A 14487-nucleotide genomic window follows, 5' to 3' on the forward strand; every position below is an offset into this window, starting at 1 on the left:
GAGCGACTTTGCAACTCTTCTGTATTCCCGAGCGGCACCCACGGAACCGGCTTGGCCGGGCCGTCGGGTGCGCCCCCTTGAGGGGGCCGGCGAAGCCGGTAGGGGGTGGGTCATAACTCTTCGACGTGGCGCGGCGGGTAGGTGTCCCAATTGAGGCAGCCCGGGCATTGCCAGAAGTAGTGCTGGGCTTCAAAGCCGCAGGCGGCACAGCGGTAGCGCTGCAAGGGGCGCGCGGCGCGCTCCAGCGCGGTGTTGACGAGCTGGGCTTCGTCCTCGCTGAGCTGGCTGTGGGATTGTTGCAGCAGGCCGCGCGCGGCCGAGAGATTGCCTTGCTCGCGCAGATGCTCTTGCAGGCGCTGGCGCTGGGCCGGGCCATCAGGGTCCAGCTTGGCGATGGCCGCCAGCAGATGCATGCCGGGCGCCCGCTGGTACTGGGCGCTCAGCGCCGCCAGCGCGCGTGAGCGCGTGTCCGGCTGGCCCTGGGCCAGGGCCGCATCGGCGTAGTCCCGTGCCACGAGATTGAAGGCCTCGGGGTTGAGCGTCAGCAGCTCGGCGTAGGCAGCCATGGCGGCTTCGTGCTGGCCGGCGCGGGCCAGCATCTGGCCGCGCAGCACATGGGCGCGTGCCGACTGCGGGGATTGCTGGCGTGCTTCATCGAGCAGGCGACCGGCTTCAAGCAGGTCTTGCTGGGCCTGTGCGGCCAGGGCCAGTTCGCAGAGGTAATGGGCAATCCGAGCGGAGAAGGAGGCGGTGCCGCTGCGCTCCAGCTCACGCGCCACTTCGACGGCGCGGCGCCAGTCGCGCGAACGCTCGAACAGCGAGAGCAGGGCCAGCTGCGCCTCGTTTTCGTAGGGCGTGCCGCGCAGGGCGAGGTAGGCCGCCTCGGCGCGGTCGAACAAGCCGGCTTTGAAGAAATCCTGCGCCAGGGCCGACTGCGCGCGTTCGCGCTCGGCCCGCGGCAGGTCGCCGCGTTGCAAGAGGTGCTGGTGCACGCGCACCGCGCGCTCGTACTCGCCGCGGCGGCGGAACAGATTGCCCAGGGCGAAGTGCAGCTCGGTGGTGTCGGGGTCGTTCTGGACGGCCTCGATGAAGGCGTCGATGGCTTTGTCCTGCTGCTCGTTCAGCAGCAGATTCAGGCCTTTGAAATAGGCCTTGGGCGCGTCGCGCTGCTCACGTTTCCACTGGCGGGTGTCCAGTTTGGAGGCCAGCCAACCCAGCGCGAAGGCGATCGGCAGGACCCAAAGAAGCCAGCGAAAGTCAAATTCCATCGTGCAGGGCGGGGCCGTTCAAAGGGTCGTTGGGGGCAGCGCTGGCCGGCGGGGTGCTGCCATCGGGGTTTGGAGCGATGCGCTTGGCCACGCGGCGGTGCTTCCACCAGGCCGGCACCATGGCCAGCACGCCCACGGCGCAGCCGAGGCCAAAAGCCAGCAGCACGATGATCACCAGAGGGGCACGCCATTCGTGGCCGAAGAACCAGCGCACGACGCTCTCCTGGCTGTTGTTCAGCGCGAAGGCGAAAAGCGTGAAGAAGAGGAAGGCCCGCAGGAGCCAGACAAGGATTCGCATGGAGCGATGATTCTAGTGTGTGGCCGCGGGCAGCCACGCTGCTGGCGCGAGACACTGTGGCGGCGCGAGAGGGCGCCCGCCGCAGGTCCATGGGGTACTCAGACCTTGGCGGCTGCGGCGTAGTCGGCGGCTGCCGAGCTGTTGGCGTCCACCGCCTCGCGCAAGGCCTTGCCGGGCTTGAAATGCGGCACCAGCTTTTCGGGGATCAGCACCTGCTCACCGCTGCGTGGGTTGCGGCCCATGCGGGGCGGACGGCGGTTGACCTGGAAGCTGCCGAAGCCGCGAATCTCGATGCGGTGGCCGCGCGCCAGGGCGTCGGACATGGCGTCCAGAATGGTCTTGACGGCGAACTCGGTGTCGCGCTGGGTCAGCTGGCCAAAGCGGTCGGCCAGCAGGGCAACGAGGTCGGATCGGGTCATGGGATGCGGGGTCCAGTGGGCTCAGGGGTTCTCATAAAAAAGGCCCGCGCTCCTTGCGGAGGGCGGGCCTTTTGGGTGTTGAGGCTTTGCGGTCTCAGCCAAATCGCTGGTATCGCGACTTGGCCTTCGCTAGCCACAGACTCCTTCCGGAGTTTGTGTGCGAGCTCAGCCATTTCGCTGGTATTGCGAATTGGCCTTCGACAGGCATGAGTCCCTTCCGGGACTCATGTCCGGTCTCAGCCTTGGTTATCCAGCTTGGCGCGGAGCAGGGCGCCCAGGCTGGTCGTGCCAGCGTTTTCACGCTCGGCCGAGGCCGACAGGCGCTGCATGGCTTCTTGGTTGTCGGCGTTGTCCTTGGCCTTGACCGACAGCTGGATGTTGCGGGTCTTGCGATCCACATTGATGATCAGGGCGGAGACTTCGTCGCCTTCCTTCAGCACATTGCGGGCGTCTTCGACGCGGTCGCGGCTGATTTCGGAAGCGCGCAGGTAGCCCAGCACTTCGTCAGCCAGCTCGATCTCGGCGCCACGGGCGTCCACAGTCTTGACCTTGCCGGTCACGATCTGGCCGCGGTCATTGACCGTGGTGTAGGTCGTGAACGGGTCGCTGTCCAGCTGCTTGATGCCCAGGGAGATGCGTTCGCGCTCGACGTCCACGGCCAGCACCAGGGCTTCGACTTCCTGGCCCTTCTTGAAGTTGCGCACAGCAGCTTCGCCGGTTTCGTTCCACGACAGGTCGGACAGGTGCACCAGACCGTCGATGCCTTGGGCCAGGCCCACGAACACGCCGAAGTCGGTGATCGACTTGACCGGACCCTTGACGCGGTCGCCGCGCTTGACGGTTTCAGCGAAATCTTCCCAAGGATTGGCCTTGCACTGCTTCATGCCCAGGGAGATGCGACGCTTGTCTTCGTCGATTTCCAGGACCATGACTTCGACTTCGTCACCCAGGGTGACCAGCTTCGAAGGTGCAATGTTCTTGTTGGTCCAGTCCATTTCGGACACGTGCACCAGACCTTCGATGCCCGGCTCGATTTCCACGAACGCGCCGTAGTCAGCGATGTTGGTGATCTTGCCGAACAGACGGGTGCTGGTCGGGTAGCGGCGAGCCACGCCGAACCACGGATCGTCGCCCAGCTGCTTCAGACCCAGCGAAACGCGGTTCTTCTCAGCATCGAACTTCAGGATCTTGGCGGTCAGTTCCTGACCGACGGTGACCACTTCGCTCGGGTGACGGACGCGGCGCCATGCCATGTCGGTGATGTGCAGCAGGCCGTCGATACCGCCCAGGTCCACGAAGGCACCGTATTCGGTGATGTTCTTGACCACGCCCTGAACGATGGCGCCTTCGGCCAGCGTTTCCAGCAGCTTGGCGCGCTCTTCGCCCATCGAAGCTTCGACCACAGCACGGCGCGACAGCACGACGTTGTTGCGCTTGCGGTCCAGCTTGATGACCTTGAACTCCATGGTCTTGCCTTCGTACGGGCTCATGTCCTTGACCGGACGGGTGTCCAGCAGGGAACCCGGCAGGAAGGCGCGGATGCCGTTGACCAGCACGGTCAGGCCGCCCTTGACCTTGCCCGACACGGTGCCGGTCACGAAGTCGCCCGACTCCAGTGCGGTTTCCAGCGACAGCCACGAGGCCAGACGCTTGGCCTTGTCGCGCGACAGGATGGTGTCGCCGTAGCCGTTTTCGATGGCGTCGATCGCCACGGAGACGAAGTCGCCGATTTGAACTTCCAGCTCGCCCTGGTCGTTCTTGAATTCTTCGATGGGCACGTAGGCTTCGGACTTGAGGCCTGCGTTCACAACCACAAAGCTGTGTTCCACACGCACCACTTCGGCGGAGATGACTTCGCCGGCGCGCAGGTCAGAGCGCTGCAGCGATTCCTCGAACATGGAGGCGAACGATTCGCCGAAAGATGCGGTTTGGGTTTGGGACATGGTGTTTCCTGTGCCAGCGGATCAAGGCGTTTGACCGGCGGACGATGGGTGCTGGGCCTTGCGGCTTCGCGGGTTAGGTTGTAGACAAGACCGGTCTTGATGAACTGACGTTCGGAAGGGAAGACCGGTCCGGCGTGGACATGAGTCGTTTGCGGATCAACGCTGGTCTGCAAACGACCCCGCTTGGGCCCACCAATCCAGCACCAGATCCTTTGATTCCTCAATGGACAGGGCCGAGTTGTCGAGCTCGCGCGCATCTGCGGCAGGGGCTAAAGGCGAGGCCTTGCGGGATTTGTCCTGCAAGTCACGCGCCTCCAAATCTTGACGCAAGCCCGCGATGCTAGCCGAAATTCCCTTGGAAATCAATTGCTTGTAGCGCCGCTCGGCCCGCGTGGCGGCGCTGGCGGTCAGGAAAACCTTGAGTGGTGCGTCGGGGAAGATGGCCGTGCCCATGTCGCGGCCATCGGCCACCAGGCCGGGCAGGCGGCGGTAGTCCAGCTGCAGCTGATGCAGGGCGTGGCGCACCTCGGAGTGCGCCGCCACCTTGGAGGCGAGCAGACCGGTGGTTTCCAGGCGCAGGGCGTCGGTGATGTCGTCGTCGCCCAGCAGCACGCGCCCACGGCTGAAGTGCAGGTCCAGGCGTGCGGCGATGGCGGCCACGGCCTGGCCGTCGTCCAGATCGGCGCCGGCCCGCTGGGCGGCCAGGCCGCTGGCGCGGTACAGCATGCCTGAGTCCAGCACCACATAACCCAGGGCCTGCGCCACCTCATCGGCCAGCGTGCCCTTGCCCGAGGCGGTGGGGCCGTCGATGCAGATGACCGGGATGTCCTTGCTGCGCGCCTTGGCCACGCTGAACAGGGTTTCGAAATAGTCCGGAAAAGTTTTGGCCACGCAGTGCGGCTCCAGAATGCGCACTGGCACCGAGGGCGTGGTCTTGCCGACCACCAGGCCGTTGAAGGCGGCCAGCGAAAAGCACATGGCCACGCGGTGGTCGTCGTAGGTGTGGATGGCGGCGGCCTGCCAGCTCTGCAGCGGCTGCACGCGCAGCCAGTCCGGGCCTTCTTCCACTGTGGCGCCCAGCTTGCGCAGCTCGGTGGCCATGGCGGCGATGCGGTCGGTTTCTTTGACCCGCCAGCTGGCGATATTGCGCAGGGTGGTCGGCGAGTCGGCGTACAGCGCCATCACCGCCAGGGTCATGGCCGCGTCGGGGATGTGGTTGCAATCGAGCTCGATGCCGCGCAGCGGCCAGCTGCCCCGGCGCACTTCCAGCCAATTGGGCCCGGCTTCCACGCGCGCACCCATGGCTTGCGCCGCCTCGACAAAGCGCACATCGCCTTGCAGCGAGGCGCTGCCGACGCCTTCGATGCGCAGCGGCGCCTCGGTGGCGGCCAAAGCCCCGAGCGCCACAAAGTAGGAGGCCGAGGATGCATCGCCCTCGACATGCACCGCGCCGGGCGAGCGATAGCGGCTGCCGGCGGGAATCGTGAAGCGCTGCCAGCCCTCGCGCTCGACGGCGATGCCGAAACGTTTGAGCAGTTCCAGCGTGATGTGGATGTAGGGTTTGGAGATCAGCTCACCGAGCACCTCGATGACGATGGGCTGCTGCTGCGCCACCAGGGGCAGGGCCAGCAGCAGGGCGGTCAGGAACTGGCTGGACACATCACCGCGCACCTGCACCGGCGCGCTGAAGTCCAGGGCCGAAGGCCCGCTCAGGCGCAGCGGCGGGTAGCCTTCCTGGCCCAGGCATTCGATCTGGCAGCCGCGCGCACGCAGGGCATCGACCAGGTCGCCAATCGGGCGCTCGTGCATGCGCGCCACGCCGCTCAGCTCGAAGCTGCCGCCTTGCGTGGCGGCCAGCAGGGCCAGGGCGGCGGTCAGCGGCCGCATGGCGGTGCCGGCATTGCCGAGGAAGAGCTGGGCGGCGTCGACCTTCAGCTGACCACCGATGCCGGTGACCTGCAGCACACCGTGGTCCGAGGTCTCCAGGCGGCAGCCCAAGGCTTTGAGCGAATCGAGCATGACGGCGGTGTCGTCGCTGTCCAGCAGGTCGTGGACTTCGGTCGTGCCCTCGGACAGGCCGGCCAGCAGCAGCACGCGGTTGGAGATGCTCTTGGAGCCCGGCAGGCGCACGGTGCCGGCGGCACTGCGCAGTGGCGGCAGGTCGAGGAAAGGGATCTTGTACATGGCGGACGGACGAGAAAAGCGGTGGGGCCGCCCGCGACGCGGGCCAGCCGATTACTTGGGAGGGCGCGGCGCGGCCAATTGCCACTGGCTGCGGGCATCCGAAATCAGACGGATGCGGGCTTCCAGCGCGGCGGCGTCGTCATTCTTGAGCAGCGCTTCCAGCGCGTCGAGCGCCTGACGGAAGCGCTGCGATTGCACCAGCACCTCGGCCTTGTTGGCCATGAGGATGTCGCGCCAGACCGTGGGTTCGCTGGCGGCGATGCGGGTGAAATCGCGGAAACCTGGGCCAGCCAGGCTGAGGTAGTCGCGGCCGGCCGGTTGGGCCGCCACCGACTGGAAAAACGCGAAAGCCAGCAGATGCGGCAGATGGCTGACGGCAGCGAAGGCCGCGTCGTGGTTCTGCGGCGTCATCTTGAGCACCTGCGCACCCAGGGCCGACCAGACATCGGTGGCTTTTTGCACCAGGGCCGGCCGGGTTTGCGGCAGCGGCGTCAGGATGACCTGGCAGTCCTGGTACAGATTGGCATCGGCGTTCTGCACCCCGCCCGATTCCTTGCCGGTGATCGGGTGTGCCGGCACAAAGGAATCGATGTGCTTGCCCAGGGCCTGCTGCGCGGCACTGACCACATCGCATTTGGTCGAGCCCACATCCATCAGCAGGACCTTGGGGCTGATCAGATGGCGGATGGCTTTGAGGGTGGTCTCGGTGGCCGAGACCGGCACGGCCAGCAGCACGATGTCAGCGCCCGAAACGGCCAGCAGGGCCGACTCGGCCACCTGGTCGATCACGCCCAGGCGCTTGGCCATCTCGGTGGTGGAGGGCGATTTGCTGTAGCCCACCACATGCTTGACCAGGCCGGCTTTTTTCATGGCCAGGGCAAAGGAGCCGCCCATCAGGCCGCAGCCGATCACGCCGAGTTGGTTGAACATGGGTGCTGGCTCCCTCAGGCCTTCAAGGGGTAGGCGCCGATGACCTTGAAGAAGGCGCAGGACTCGCGCAGCTCGGTCAAAGCCGCGGCCACATGGGGCTCGGACGGGTGGCCGTCGAGATCGATGTAGAAGTAGTAGTCCCACTGGCCGGTGCGGGCCGGGCGCGATTCCAGGCGTGTCATTGACACGCCGTGGGTCTTCAGCGGCACCAGCAGGTCGTGCATGGCGCCAGGGCGGTTGGGCACCGAGACGATCAGGCTGGTGCAGTCGCGGCCGGTGGCCGGCGGCGTGGCCATGGTCTGCGGCAGGGTGATGACGGCAAAGCGGGTGCGGTTGTAGGCCTCGTCCTGCACCGCGTGCGCCACGATGTGCAGGCCAAACAGGGTGGATGCGCGTTCGCTGGCGATGGCGGCATAGGCCGGGTTGGTGGCCGCGAGTCGAGCTCCTTCTGCATTGCTGGAGACGGCGCGGCGCTCGGCGTTCGGCAGGTGCTTGTTCAGCCAGTTCTGGCACTGGGCCAGGGCTTGCGGATGGGCCAGCACGGCCTCGATGTCCTGCAGGCTGTTGTCCTTGCGCAGCAGGTTGTGGCGGATCAGCAGGCTGACCTCGCCGACCACATGGGTGGGGGTGTGCAGGAACAGGTCCAACGAGCGGGTGACCACGCCCTCGGTCATGTTCTCCACGCCGACCACGCCGTACTGGGCGCTGCCCGAGGCGGTGGCATGGAAGACTTCGTCGAAGCTGTTGCAGTAGATCAGGTCGGCCGCGCCGCCGAAGTACTCGATGGCAGCTTGTTCGCAGAAGGTGCCAAACGGCCCCAGCACGGCCACGCGCTGCGGTGATTCCAGGGCCAGGCAGGCCGACATGATTTCACGCCAGATGGCGCTGACGTGCTCGTCTTTCAGCGGGCCCCGGTTGGCCTGGCGGATCTTCTCGATCACCTGCGCCACACGGTCGGGGCGGAAGAAGGGCGAGCCTTCGCGGCGCTTGACCTCGCCCACCTGTTCGGCCACGCGGGCGCGGCGGTTCAGCAGGTCCAGCAGTTGCTGGTCCAGCGCGTCGATCTGCTGACGCAGAGTGCCCAGTTCGGGCAGCGGGGTGCTGCCGTCCGTATCAGCCATATTGAGCCTCGAAATCCTTCAGGTAAGCCACCAGGGCTTGCACGCCCTCCAAGGGCATGGCGTTGTAAATCGATGCCCGCATGCCGCCCACCGACTTGTGGCCTTTGAGCTGCAGCAGGTTTCGCGCCTTCGCACCGTTCAGGAAGGATTCGTTCAGCTGCGGCGTGTCGTACGCGCCGCGCAGGTAAAACGGGACATTCATGCGCGAGCGGCACTCGGCCGCCACGCGGGTTTCAAACACCGAAGAGGCATCGAGCGCTGCGTAGAGCAGGGCGGCCTTCTCGATATTGCGCTGTTCGATGGCCGCCACGCCGCTCTGCTCGCCGTGGCGGAAGGCCTTGAGCCACTGGAACACCAGGCCGGCCACGTAGATGCCAAAGGTCGGCGGCGTGTTGTACATGGAGTTCGCCTCGGCCACGGTCTTGTAATCGAAGGCCGAGGGGCAGATGGCCATGGCATGGCCCAGCAGGTCTTCGCGCACAAACACCAGGGTCAGGCCGGCCGGACCGATGTTCTTCTGCGCGCCGGCAAAGGCCAGACCGACGCGCGACCAGTCAATGGTGCGGGAAAGCACATGGGAGGAGCAATCGACCACCAGCGGCGCCTCGCTGCCGAGCGCAAGCAGATCGGGCAGCTCGTGGAACTCCAGCCCGTCAATCGTTTCGTTGGAGCAGATGTGCACATAGGCCGCATCGCGGCGCAGCTGCCAGCTGCTGGGTGAGGGCAGGCTGCGGTAGCCGCCCGGGCCGCTGTCGGCAGCAATCTGTACATCGGCATAACGCCGCGCTTCCTGGGCGCTTTTCTTGGACCAGGAGCCGCTGACCACCGCGTCCACCTTGCCCAGGCCCTGGCGACCGGCCAGATTCATGGGCACGATGGCGTTCTCGGCCAGGCCGCCGCCTTGCATGAACAGGATGCGGAAGTGGCTGGGGACTTGCAGCAGCTCGCGCAGATCGCGCTCCGCGGTCTCGGCGATCTCGGTGAACTCGCGGCCGCGATGACTCATCTCCATCACGCTCATGCCGGAGCCGTGCCAGTCCAGCATCTCGCCGGCCACTTGCTGCAGCACGGCTTCGGGCAGGGCGGCCGGGCCGGCGGAAAAATTGAACGGGCGGGAGCTCATCGGATCAGGCCTGGTCGGGTCAACAACAGCGAAATCGGGTGGCGGAGCTGGCGCGGCGGGGCCAGTTGGCCTGTTGCCAAGGCCGGCGTCGGGCGCGCTGATGCGCCTATTGCGTCGGACCTTGGCGGCCTTGCCAGTCAGCTTGATTACTTCTTCGGTGCTGGCGCGGTCGGTGCCGAAGCGGGTCGGGCCGGAATACCCAACTGCTTGGCCACGCTTTGCTGCAAGGCTTTGTAGCGGGTGTCCAGCGTGTTGCCGGTATCGGCCATCAGCTTTTCGGTCAGCGCTTTTTGCATTTCGCCGCCCATCTGGCTGAACTTCTTGTTCACGGGGGACTCCAGCCAGGCCAGCAGCTGCTTGAGTTCGTCTTCCGTGAAGCGTTCGTCCAGCATGGTGCCGATGGTGCTGGGGGCCAGCTTGATGGCGCGGTCACGCAGCATCGGGCCGTTCTCCTCGGCAAACTTCTTGACTTCGGCTTCGATCGACTTGGCGGTCGCTTCGCGCTTTTCGGGCGGCAGTTGCTGCAGGGCGGCACCGGCGCCTTGCATCAGATTGCCCAGCGGGCCTTGCAGCACCGCGCGGGACAGGTTCTCGATGCCGGGTTGCTGCACTTGCAGCAACTTGGCAATCAGTTCCTTCTTGGCGGGCGACGAGGCCGCTGCCGGCGCGCTCTGCGCGTGGCTCAGGCCGGTGCCGACGAGCAGGGCGGCTGCGGCAGCCACGGCCTGGATGGCCTTCAGGGTCTTGATGGACTTGGAGTTCAAGCTTATTCCTTGGTGGAGTCGTCGCTGGCGGCGGCGTCGTCGGCGCCGGTGGAGTCGCCGTCTTCGGGGTTGGAGCTGGCATCGGAGTTGCTGTTGTCAACTGCATCGTTTTCCACGATGCGCTGCAAGCCGGAGAGCTTGCTGCCGTCGTCCAGGGCAATCAGGGTCACACCTTGCGTGGCGCGGCCCAGTTCACGGATCTCCGACACCCGGGTGCGCACCAGCACGCCGCGGTCGGTGATCAGCATGATTTCGTCGTCCGGGCGCACCAGGGTGGCGGCCACTACACGGCCATTGCGCTCGCTTTGCTGGATCGCGATCATGCCCTTGGTGCCGCGGCCATGGCGGGTGTACTCGACGATGGCGGTGCGTTTGCCGTAGCCGTTTTCGGTGGCGGTCAGCACGCTCTGGTTTTCGTCTTCGGCCACCAGCATGGCGATCAGGCGCTGCTCGGGCTCCAGCATCATGCCGCGTACGCCGCGGGCGGTGCGGCCCATCGGGCGCACATCGTCTTCGTCAAAGCGTACGGCCTTGCCGCCATCGCTGAACAGCATCACATCGTGCTTGCCGTCGGTCAGCGCGGCGCCGATCAGGTGGTCGCCTTCGTCCAGGTCCACGGCGATGATGCCGGCCTTGCGCGGGTTGCTGAAGTCCTTCAACGAGGTCTTCTTGACTGTGCCCATGGCGGTGGCCATGAAGATGAAGTGATCTTCGGGGAAGACCCGGAACTCACCGGTCAGCGGCAGCACCACGGTGATCTTTTCGTCCTGCTGCAGCGGGAACATGTTGACGATGGGCTTGCCGCGAGAGGCGCGCGAGCCCTGCGGCACTTCCCAGACCTTGAGCCAGTAGACGCGGCCGCGGTTGCTGAAGCACAGGATCCAGTCGTGGGTGTTGGCGATGAAGAGCTGGTCGATCCAGTCGTCATCCTTGGTCTGCGTGGCCTGCTTGCCGCGACCGCCGCGCTTTTGCGCGCGGTATTCGCTCAGGGCCTGGCTCTTGATGTAGCCAGTGTGCGAGAGCGTCACCACCATGTCGGTGGGCGTGATCAGGTCTTCGGTGCCCAGTTCCTGGGCGTTGTGCTCGATGGTGCTGCGACGTGCGCCGACCTTGGTCTGGCCGAACTCCTGGCGGACCTGCACCAGCTCTTCGCTGATGATGGCGGTGACGCGCGCGGGCTTGGCCAGGATGTCCAGCAGATCAGCGATCTGGGCCATCACATCCTTGTATTCGCCGACGATCTTGTCCTGCTCGAGGCCGGTCAGGCGCTGCAGACGCATCTGCAGAATTTCGCTGGCTTGGTCGTCCGAGAGGCGGTACAGGCCGTCATCCTGCATGCCATACATGGTCGGCAGGCCCTCGGGGCGGAAGGCGTTGCGGCCGCCGGGCGTGTCGCCCTCGGCACGCGACAGCATCTCGCGCACCAGCGAGGAATCCCAGCTCTTGGCCATCAGCGCCGCCTTGGCGACCGGCGGCGTCGGCGAGGTCTTGATGGTCTCGATGAACTCATCGATATTGGCCAGAGCCACGGCCAGGCCTTCCAGTACATGGCCGCGCTCACGCGCCTTGCGCAGGCTGAAGATGGTGCGGCGTGTGACGACTTCGCGGCGGTGCTCCAGGAAGACCGTGATCAGGTCCTTCAGATTGCACAGCTTGGGCTGACCGTCGATCAGCGCCACCATATTCATGCCGAAGGTGTCTTGCAGCTGCGTCTGCTTGTACAGATTGTTCAGCACCACTTCGGGCACTTCACCGCGCTTGAGCTCGATCACCACGCGCATGCCGGACTTGTCGCTCTCGTCCTGGATGTGGCTGATGCCTTCGATCTTCTTTTCGTGCACCAGCTCGGCAATGCGCTCGAGCAGGGTCTTCTTGTTAACTTGATACGGGATCTCGTCAACGATGATGGCCTGGCGGTTGCCGCGGTCGATGTCCTCGAAGTGGACCTTGGCGCGCATCACCACCTTGCCGCGGCCGGTGCGGTAGCCGTCGCGAGCGCCGGACAGACCGTAGATGATGCCGGCGGTCGGGAAGTCGGGCGCCGGAATGATCTCCATCAGCTCGTCGATGGTCGCTTCCGGGTTTTTCAGCGTGTGCAGGCAGGCATCCACCACCTCGTTGAGGTTGTGCGGCGGAATATTGGTGGCCATGCCCACGGCAATACCGGTCGAGCCATTGACCAGCAAATTCGGAATGCGGTTGGGCAGAACCAGGGGTTCTTTTTCCGAGCCGTCATAGTTGGGCCCGAAATCGACGGTTTCCTTGTCGATATCGGCCAGCATTTCGTGGGCGATTTTGTCCAGGCGGATTTCGGTGTAACGCATGGCTGCGGCGTTGTCGCCGTCCACCGAACCGAAATTGCCTTGGCCGTCGACCAGCATATGGCGCATGGAAAAGTCCTGCGCCAAGCGGACGATGGTGTCGTACACCGCAGTGTCACCGTGCGGGTGGTATTTACCGATCACATCGCCAACGATACGGGCCGACTTCTTGTAAGGCCGGTTCCAATCGTTGTTGAGTTCGTGCATGGCGAACAGCACGCGCCGGTGCACGGGCTTGAGGCCGTCCCGTGCATCGGGCAGGGCGCGCCCCACGATCACGCTCATCGCGTAATCGAGATATGAACGCCGCATCTCCTCTTCGAGGCTGATCGGCAATGTTTCCTTGGCGAACTGGGTCATGCGCTTGTGCGCGGCTCCATGGTTGAGATGGGCCTGCATCGTTGAGGACAGAAGCCGCCGATTCTAAAGGCCTGCGGCTGTAGCACCTTTGCAACATTCGTCACTGACCCGGCATAGGAGGCCGCCACAATACGGCGCTATCGGTGCCCTATGGCACAATCGATGAGTCCCTAGGAGAAACCCGTATCAGGGTATCTTTGAGGTTTTTGTTCAAGTACTGGGCACTCGCAGTGCAACTGCGGCATTCCTTGAGAGGAGAATTCATGAAGAAATTGAACCGCGTGGCATCGCTCTTCGCCGTCGCCGCTTTCGCTGCGTCTGGCGCAATGGCGCAGACCGTCGACAACTGGCGCGCCACCGATGGCACCGTGTGGAAGAACGGTAGCAACGAACACTGCTGGCGCGATGCCAACTGGACCCCGGCCACCGCCGCCAAGGAATGCGACGGCGCACTGAAGCCCGCTCCCAAGGCTGAGCCGGCTCCTGCCCCGAAAGCTGCCGCTCCTGTGACCCCGCCACCGGCACCGAAGCCCGCCGTGGTGCCGCCGAAGCCGGTCAGCGAAAAGGTGACTTACGCTGCTGATGCATTCTTTGACTTCGACAAGGCTGTGCTGAAGCCCGAAGCCAAGGCTAAGCTGGACGATCTGTACGGCAAGACCAAGGGTGTGAACCTGGAAGTCATCATCGCCGTCGGTCACACCGACTCGGTGGGTTCGGATGCTTACAATCAGAAGCTGTCGGTGGCTCGTGCTGAAGCCGTCAAGGCCTATCTGGTGAGCAAGGGCGCTGAAAAGAACCGCGTGTACACCGAAGGCAAGGGCGAGAAGTCGCCTGTGGCCGACAACAAGACCGCCGAAGGCCGCGCCAAGAACCGCCGCGTGGAGATCGAAGTGGTCGGTACCCGCAACAAGTAAGTCCTGAGTCGGGCGCGCTGCGCGCCCTCTCAAATCAACCCCGCACGGCTTCGGCTCCTGCGGGGTTTTTTTTATGCCGGCGTGGCTTGAGCCTTTCGCCGAGCTGGTGAATCTTTGTTGCTACCATCCGCGCCATGATCAATGCTGACCCTCAAGAGCTCGCCAAGTTTGGTGACCTCGCCCACCATTGGTGGGACACCGAAAGTGAATTCAAGCCGCTCCATCAGATCAACCCGCTGCGCCTGGATTGGATCTCGTCCTATTGCCCCCTGGCCGGCAAACAGGTGCTGGACGTGGGCTGCGGCGGTGGCATCCTGACCGATTCCATGGCGCGCCGAGGTGCCAAGGCGCTGGGTATCGACCTCGCCACCAAGGCGCTCAAAGTGGCGCAGTTGCATGCGATGGAGGCGGGAACTGAGGGCGTCGACTACCGCGAGATTGCGGTGGAGGCCTTGGCCATGGAGCGGCCGGCCAGTTTTGATGTGGTGACCTGCATGGAAATGCTGGAGCATGTGCCCGACCCGGCTTCCGTGGTCCAGGCTTGTGCGGATCTGGTCAAGCCTGGCGGCTGGGTGTTTTTGTCCACCCTCAACCGCAATGCCAAGTCATTTTTGCAAGCGATTGTGGGCGCAGAGTACGTGCTCAAGATGCTGCCCGCCGGCACTCATGAATACGCGCGCTTCTTGCGCCCCTCGGAATTGGCGCAGTTCTGCCGCAATGCGGGCTTGGATCTGCAGGCCAGCCGTGGCTTGGGCTACAACCCGATCCATCAGCGCTACAGCTTGAGTGCCGATACCAGCGTCAATTACATGCTGGCCTGCCGCAAGCCCTCATGAGCAGTG

The 14487-nt window shown here is 64.8% G+C and carries 12 protein-coding genes; 2 read left to right on the top strand and 10 right to left on the bottom strand.

Going from position 1 to position 14487, the window contains the following annotated elements; all coding sequences use genetic code 11:
• Positions 1–110: 110 nt before the first annotated feature.
• The 10 genes from lapB to gyrA all read right to left on the bottom strand — a co-directional run bounded on the left by lapB (position 111) and on the right by gyrA (position 12731).
• Positions 111–1268: a lipopolysaccharide assembly protein LapB gene (gene lapB / locus C1O66_RS22425; RefSeq protein ID WP_102770218.1), complete on the bottom strand. Its 1158-nt coding sequence runs from the start codon at positions 1266–1268 to the stop codon at positions 111–113.
• Entirely contained in the window at positions 1258–1566 is a 309-nt protein-coding gene (locus tag C1O66_RS22430) for a LapA family protein (protein WP_102770219.1), read from the bottom strand. Before C1O66_RS22430 ends, lapB begins: the two co-directional genes overlap by 11 nt.
• A gap of 98 nt (positions 1567–1664) precedes the next feature.
• A complete protein-coding gene (locus tag C1O66_RS22435; protein WP_102770220.1) occupies positions 1665–1985 on the bottom strand; it encodes an integration host factor subunit beta in 321 nt (106 codons plus the stop codon).
• 236 nt (positions 1986–2221) lie between these two features.
• Positions 2222–3928, bottom strand: coding sequence for a 30S ribosomal protein S1 (rpsA, locus tag C1O66_RS22440; RefSeq protein ID WP_102770221.1), 1707 nt, complete (start codon positions 3926–3928; stop codon positions 2222–2224).
• Between the two features lie 156 nt (positions 3929–4084).
• Positions 4085–6112: a bifunctional 3-phosphoshikimate 1-carboxyvinyltransferase/cytidylate kinase gene (locus C1O66_RS22445; RefSeq protein ID WP_102770222.1), complete on the bottom strand. Its 2028-nt coding sequence runs from the start codon at positions 6110–6112 to the stop codon at positions 4085–4087.
• Between the two features lie 51 nt (positions 6113–6163).
• Positions 6164–7042 carry a prephenate dehydrogenase gene (locus tag C1O66_RS22450; RefSeq protein WP_102770223.1) on the bottom strand — a complete coding sequence of 293 codons (879 nt, stop codon included), beginning with the start codon at positions 7040–7042 and terminating at the stop codon, positions 6164–6166.
• A gap of 14 nt (positions 7043–7056) precedes the next feature.
• Positions 7057–8163, bottom strand: coding sequence for a prephenate dehydratase (gene pheA, locus C1O66_RS22455; protein WP_102770224.1), 1107 nt, complete (start codon positions 8161–8163; stop codon positions 7057–7059).
• A complete protein-coding gene (gene serC / locus C1O66_RS22460; RefSeq protein ID WP_102770225.1) occupies positions 8156–9286 on the bottom strand; it encodes a 3-phosphoserine/phosphohydroxythreonine transaminase in 1131 nt (376 codons plus the stop codon). The genes pheA and serC overlap by 8 nt, the downstream gene beginning before the upstream one ends.
• A gap of 146 nt (positions 9287–9432) precedes the next feature.
• The gene (locus tag C1O66_RS22465; RefSeq protein WP_223696556.1) at positions 9433–10050 is read right to left on the bottom strand and encodes a DUF2059 domain-containing protein; all 618 of its coding nucleotides are present in this window, start codon (positions 10048–10050) and stop codon (positions 9433–9435) included.
• A gap of 2 nt (positions 10051–10052) precedes the next feature.
• On the bottom strand, positions 10053–12731 hold the full coding sequence (gene gyrA / locus C1O66_RS22470; RefSeq protein ID WP_102770446.1) for a DNA gyrase subunit A: 2679 nt from the start codon (positions 12729–12731) through the stop codon (positions 10053–10055).
• Positions 12732–12994: 263 nt separating this feature from the next.
• Here gyrA and ompA point away from each other — a divergent pair, with 263 nt between their 5' ends.
• Both ompA and ubiG read left to right on the top strand, forming a co-directional pair.
• Positions 12995–13645, top strand: coding sequence for an outer membrane protein OmpA (gene ompA / locus C1O66_RS22475; protein WP_102770226.1), 651 nt, complete (start codon positions 12995–12997; stop codon positions 13643–13645).
• 134 nt (positions 13646–13779) lie between these two features.
• Positions 13780–14481, top strand: coding sequence for a bifunctional 2-polyprenyl-6-hydroxyphenol methylase/3-demethylubiquinol 3-O-methyltransferase UbiG (ubiG, locus tag C1O66_RS22480; RefSeq protein ID WP_394341048.1), 702 nt, complete (start codon positions 13780–13782; stop codon positions 14479–14481).
• Positions 14482–14487 lie beyond the last annotated feature (6 nt).

The sequence above is a fragment of the Paucibacter aquatile genome, assembly GCF_002885975.1.
Lineage (GTDB): Bacteria > Pseudomonadota > Gammaproteobacteria > Burkholderiales > Burkholderiaceae_C > Paucibacter_A > Paucibacter_A aquatilis.

Bases quoted from the DNA above. Each gene is read 5' to 3' on its own strand.
- C1O66_RS22435 (WP_102770220.1), bottom strand. From the start codon at position 1,985: ATGACCCGATCCGACCTCGTTGCCCTGCTGGCCGACCGCTTTGGCCAG.
- rpsA (WP_102770221.1), bottom strand. From the start codon at position 3,928: ATGTCCCAAACCCAAACCGCATCTTTCGGCGAATCGTTCGCCTCCATG.
- C1O66_RS22445 (WP_102770222.1), bottom strand. From the start codon at position 6,112: ATGTACAAGATCCCTTTCCTCGACCTGCCGCCACTGCGCAGTGCCGCC.
- serC (WP_102770225.1), bottom strand. From the start codon at position 9,286: ATGAGCTCCCGCCCGTTCAATTTTTCCGCCGGCCCGGCCGCCCTGCCC.
- ubiG (WP_394341048.1), top strand. From the start codon at position 13,780: ATGATCAATGCTGACCCTCAAGAGCTCGCCAAGTTTGGTGACCTCGCC.
- C1O66_RS22450 (WP_102770223.1), bottom strand. From the start codon at position 7,042: ATGTTCAACCAACTCGGCGTGATCGGCTGCGGCCTGATGGGCGGCTCC.
- ompA (WP_102770226.1), top strand. From the start codon at position 12,995: ATGAAGAAATTGAACCGCGTGGCATCGCTCTTCGCCGTCGCCGCTTTC.
- C1O66_RS22430 (WP_102770219.1), bottom strand. From the start codon at position 1,566: ATGCGAATCCTTGTCTGGCTCCTGCGGGCCTTCCTCTTCTTCACGCTT.
- lapB (WP_102770218.1), bottom strand. From the start codon at position 1,268: ATGGAATTTGACTTTCGCTGGCTTCTTTGGGTCCTGCCGATCGCCTTC.
- gyrA (WP_102770446.1), bottom strand. From the start codon at position 12,731: ATGACCCAGTTCGCCAAGGAAACATTGCCGATCAGCCTCGAAGAGGAG.
- pheA (WP_102770224.1), bottom strand. From the start codon at position 8,163: ATGGCTGATACGGACGGCAGCACCCCGCTGCCCGAACTGGGCACTCTG.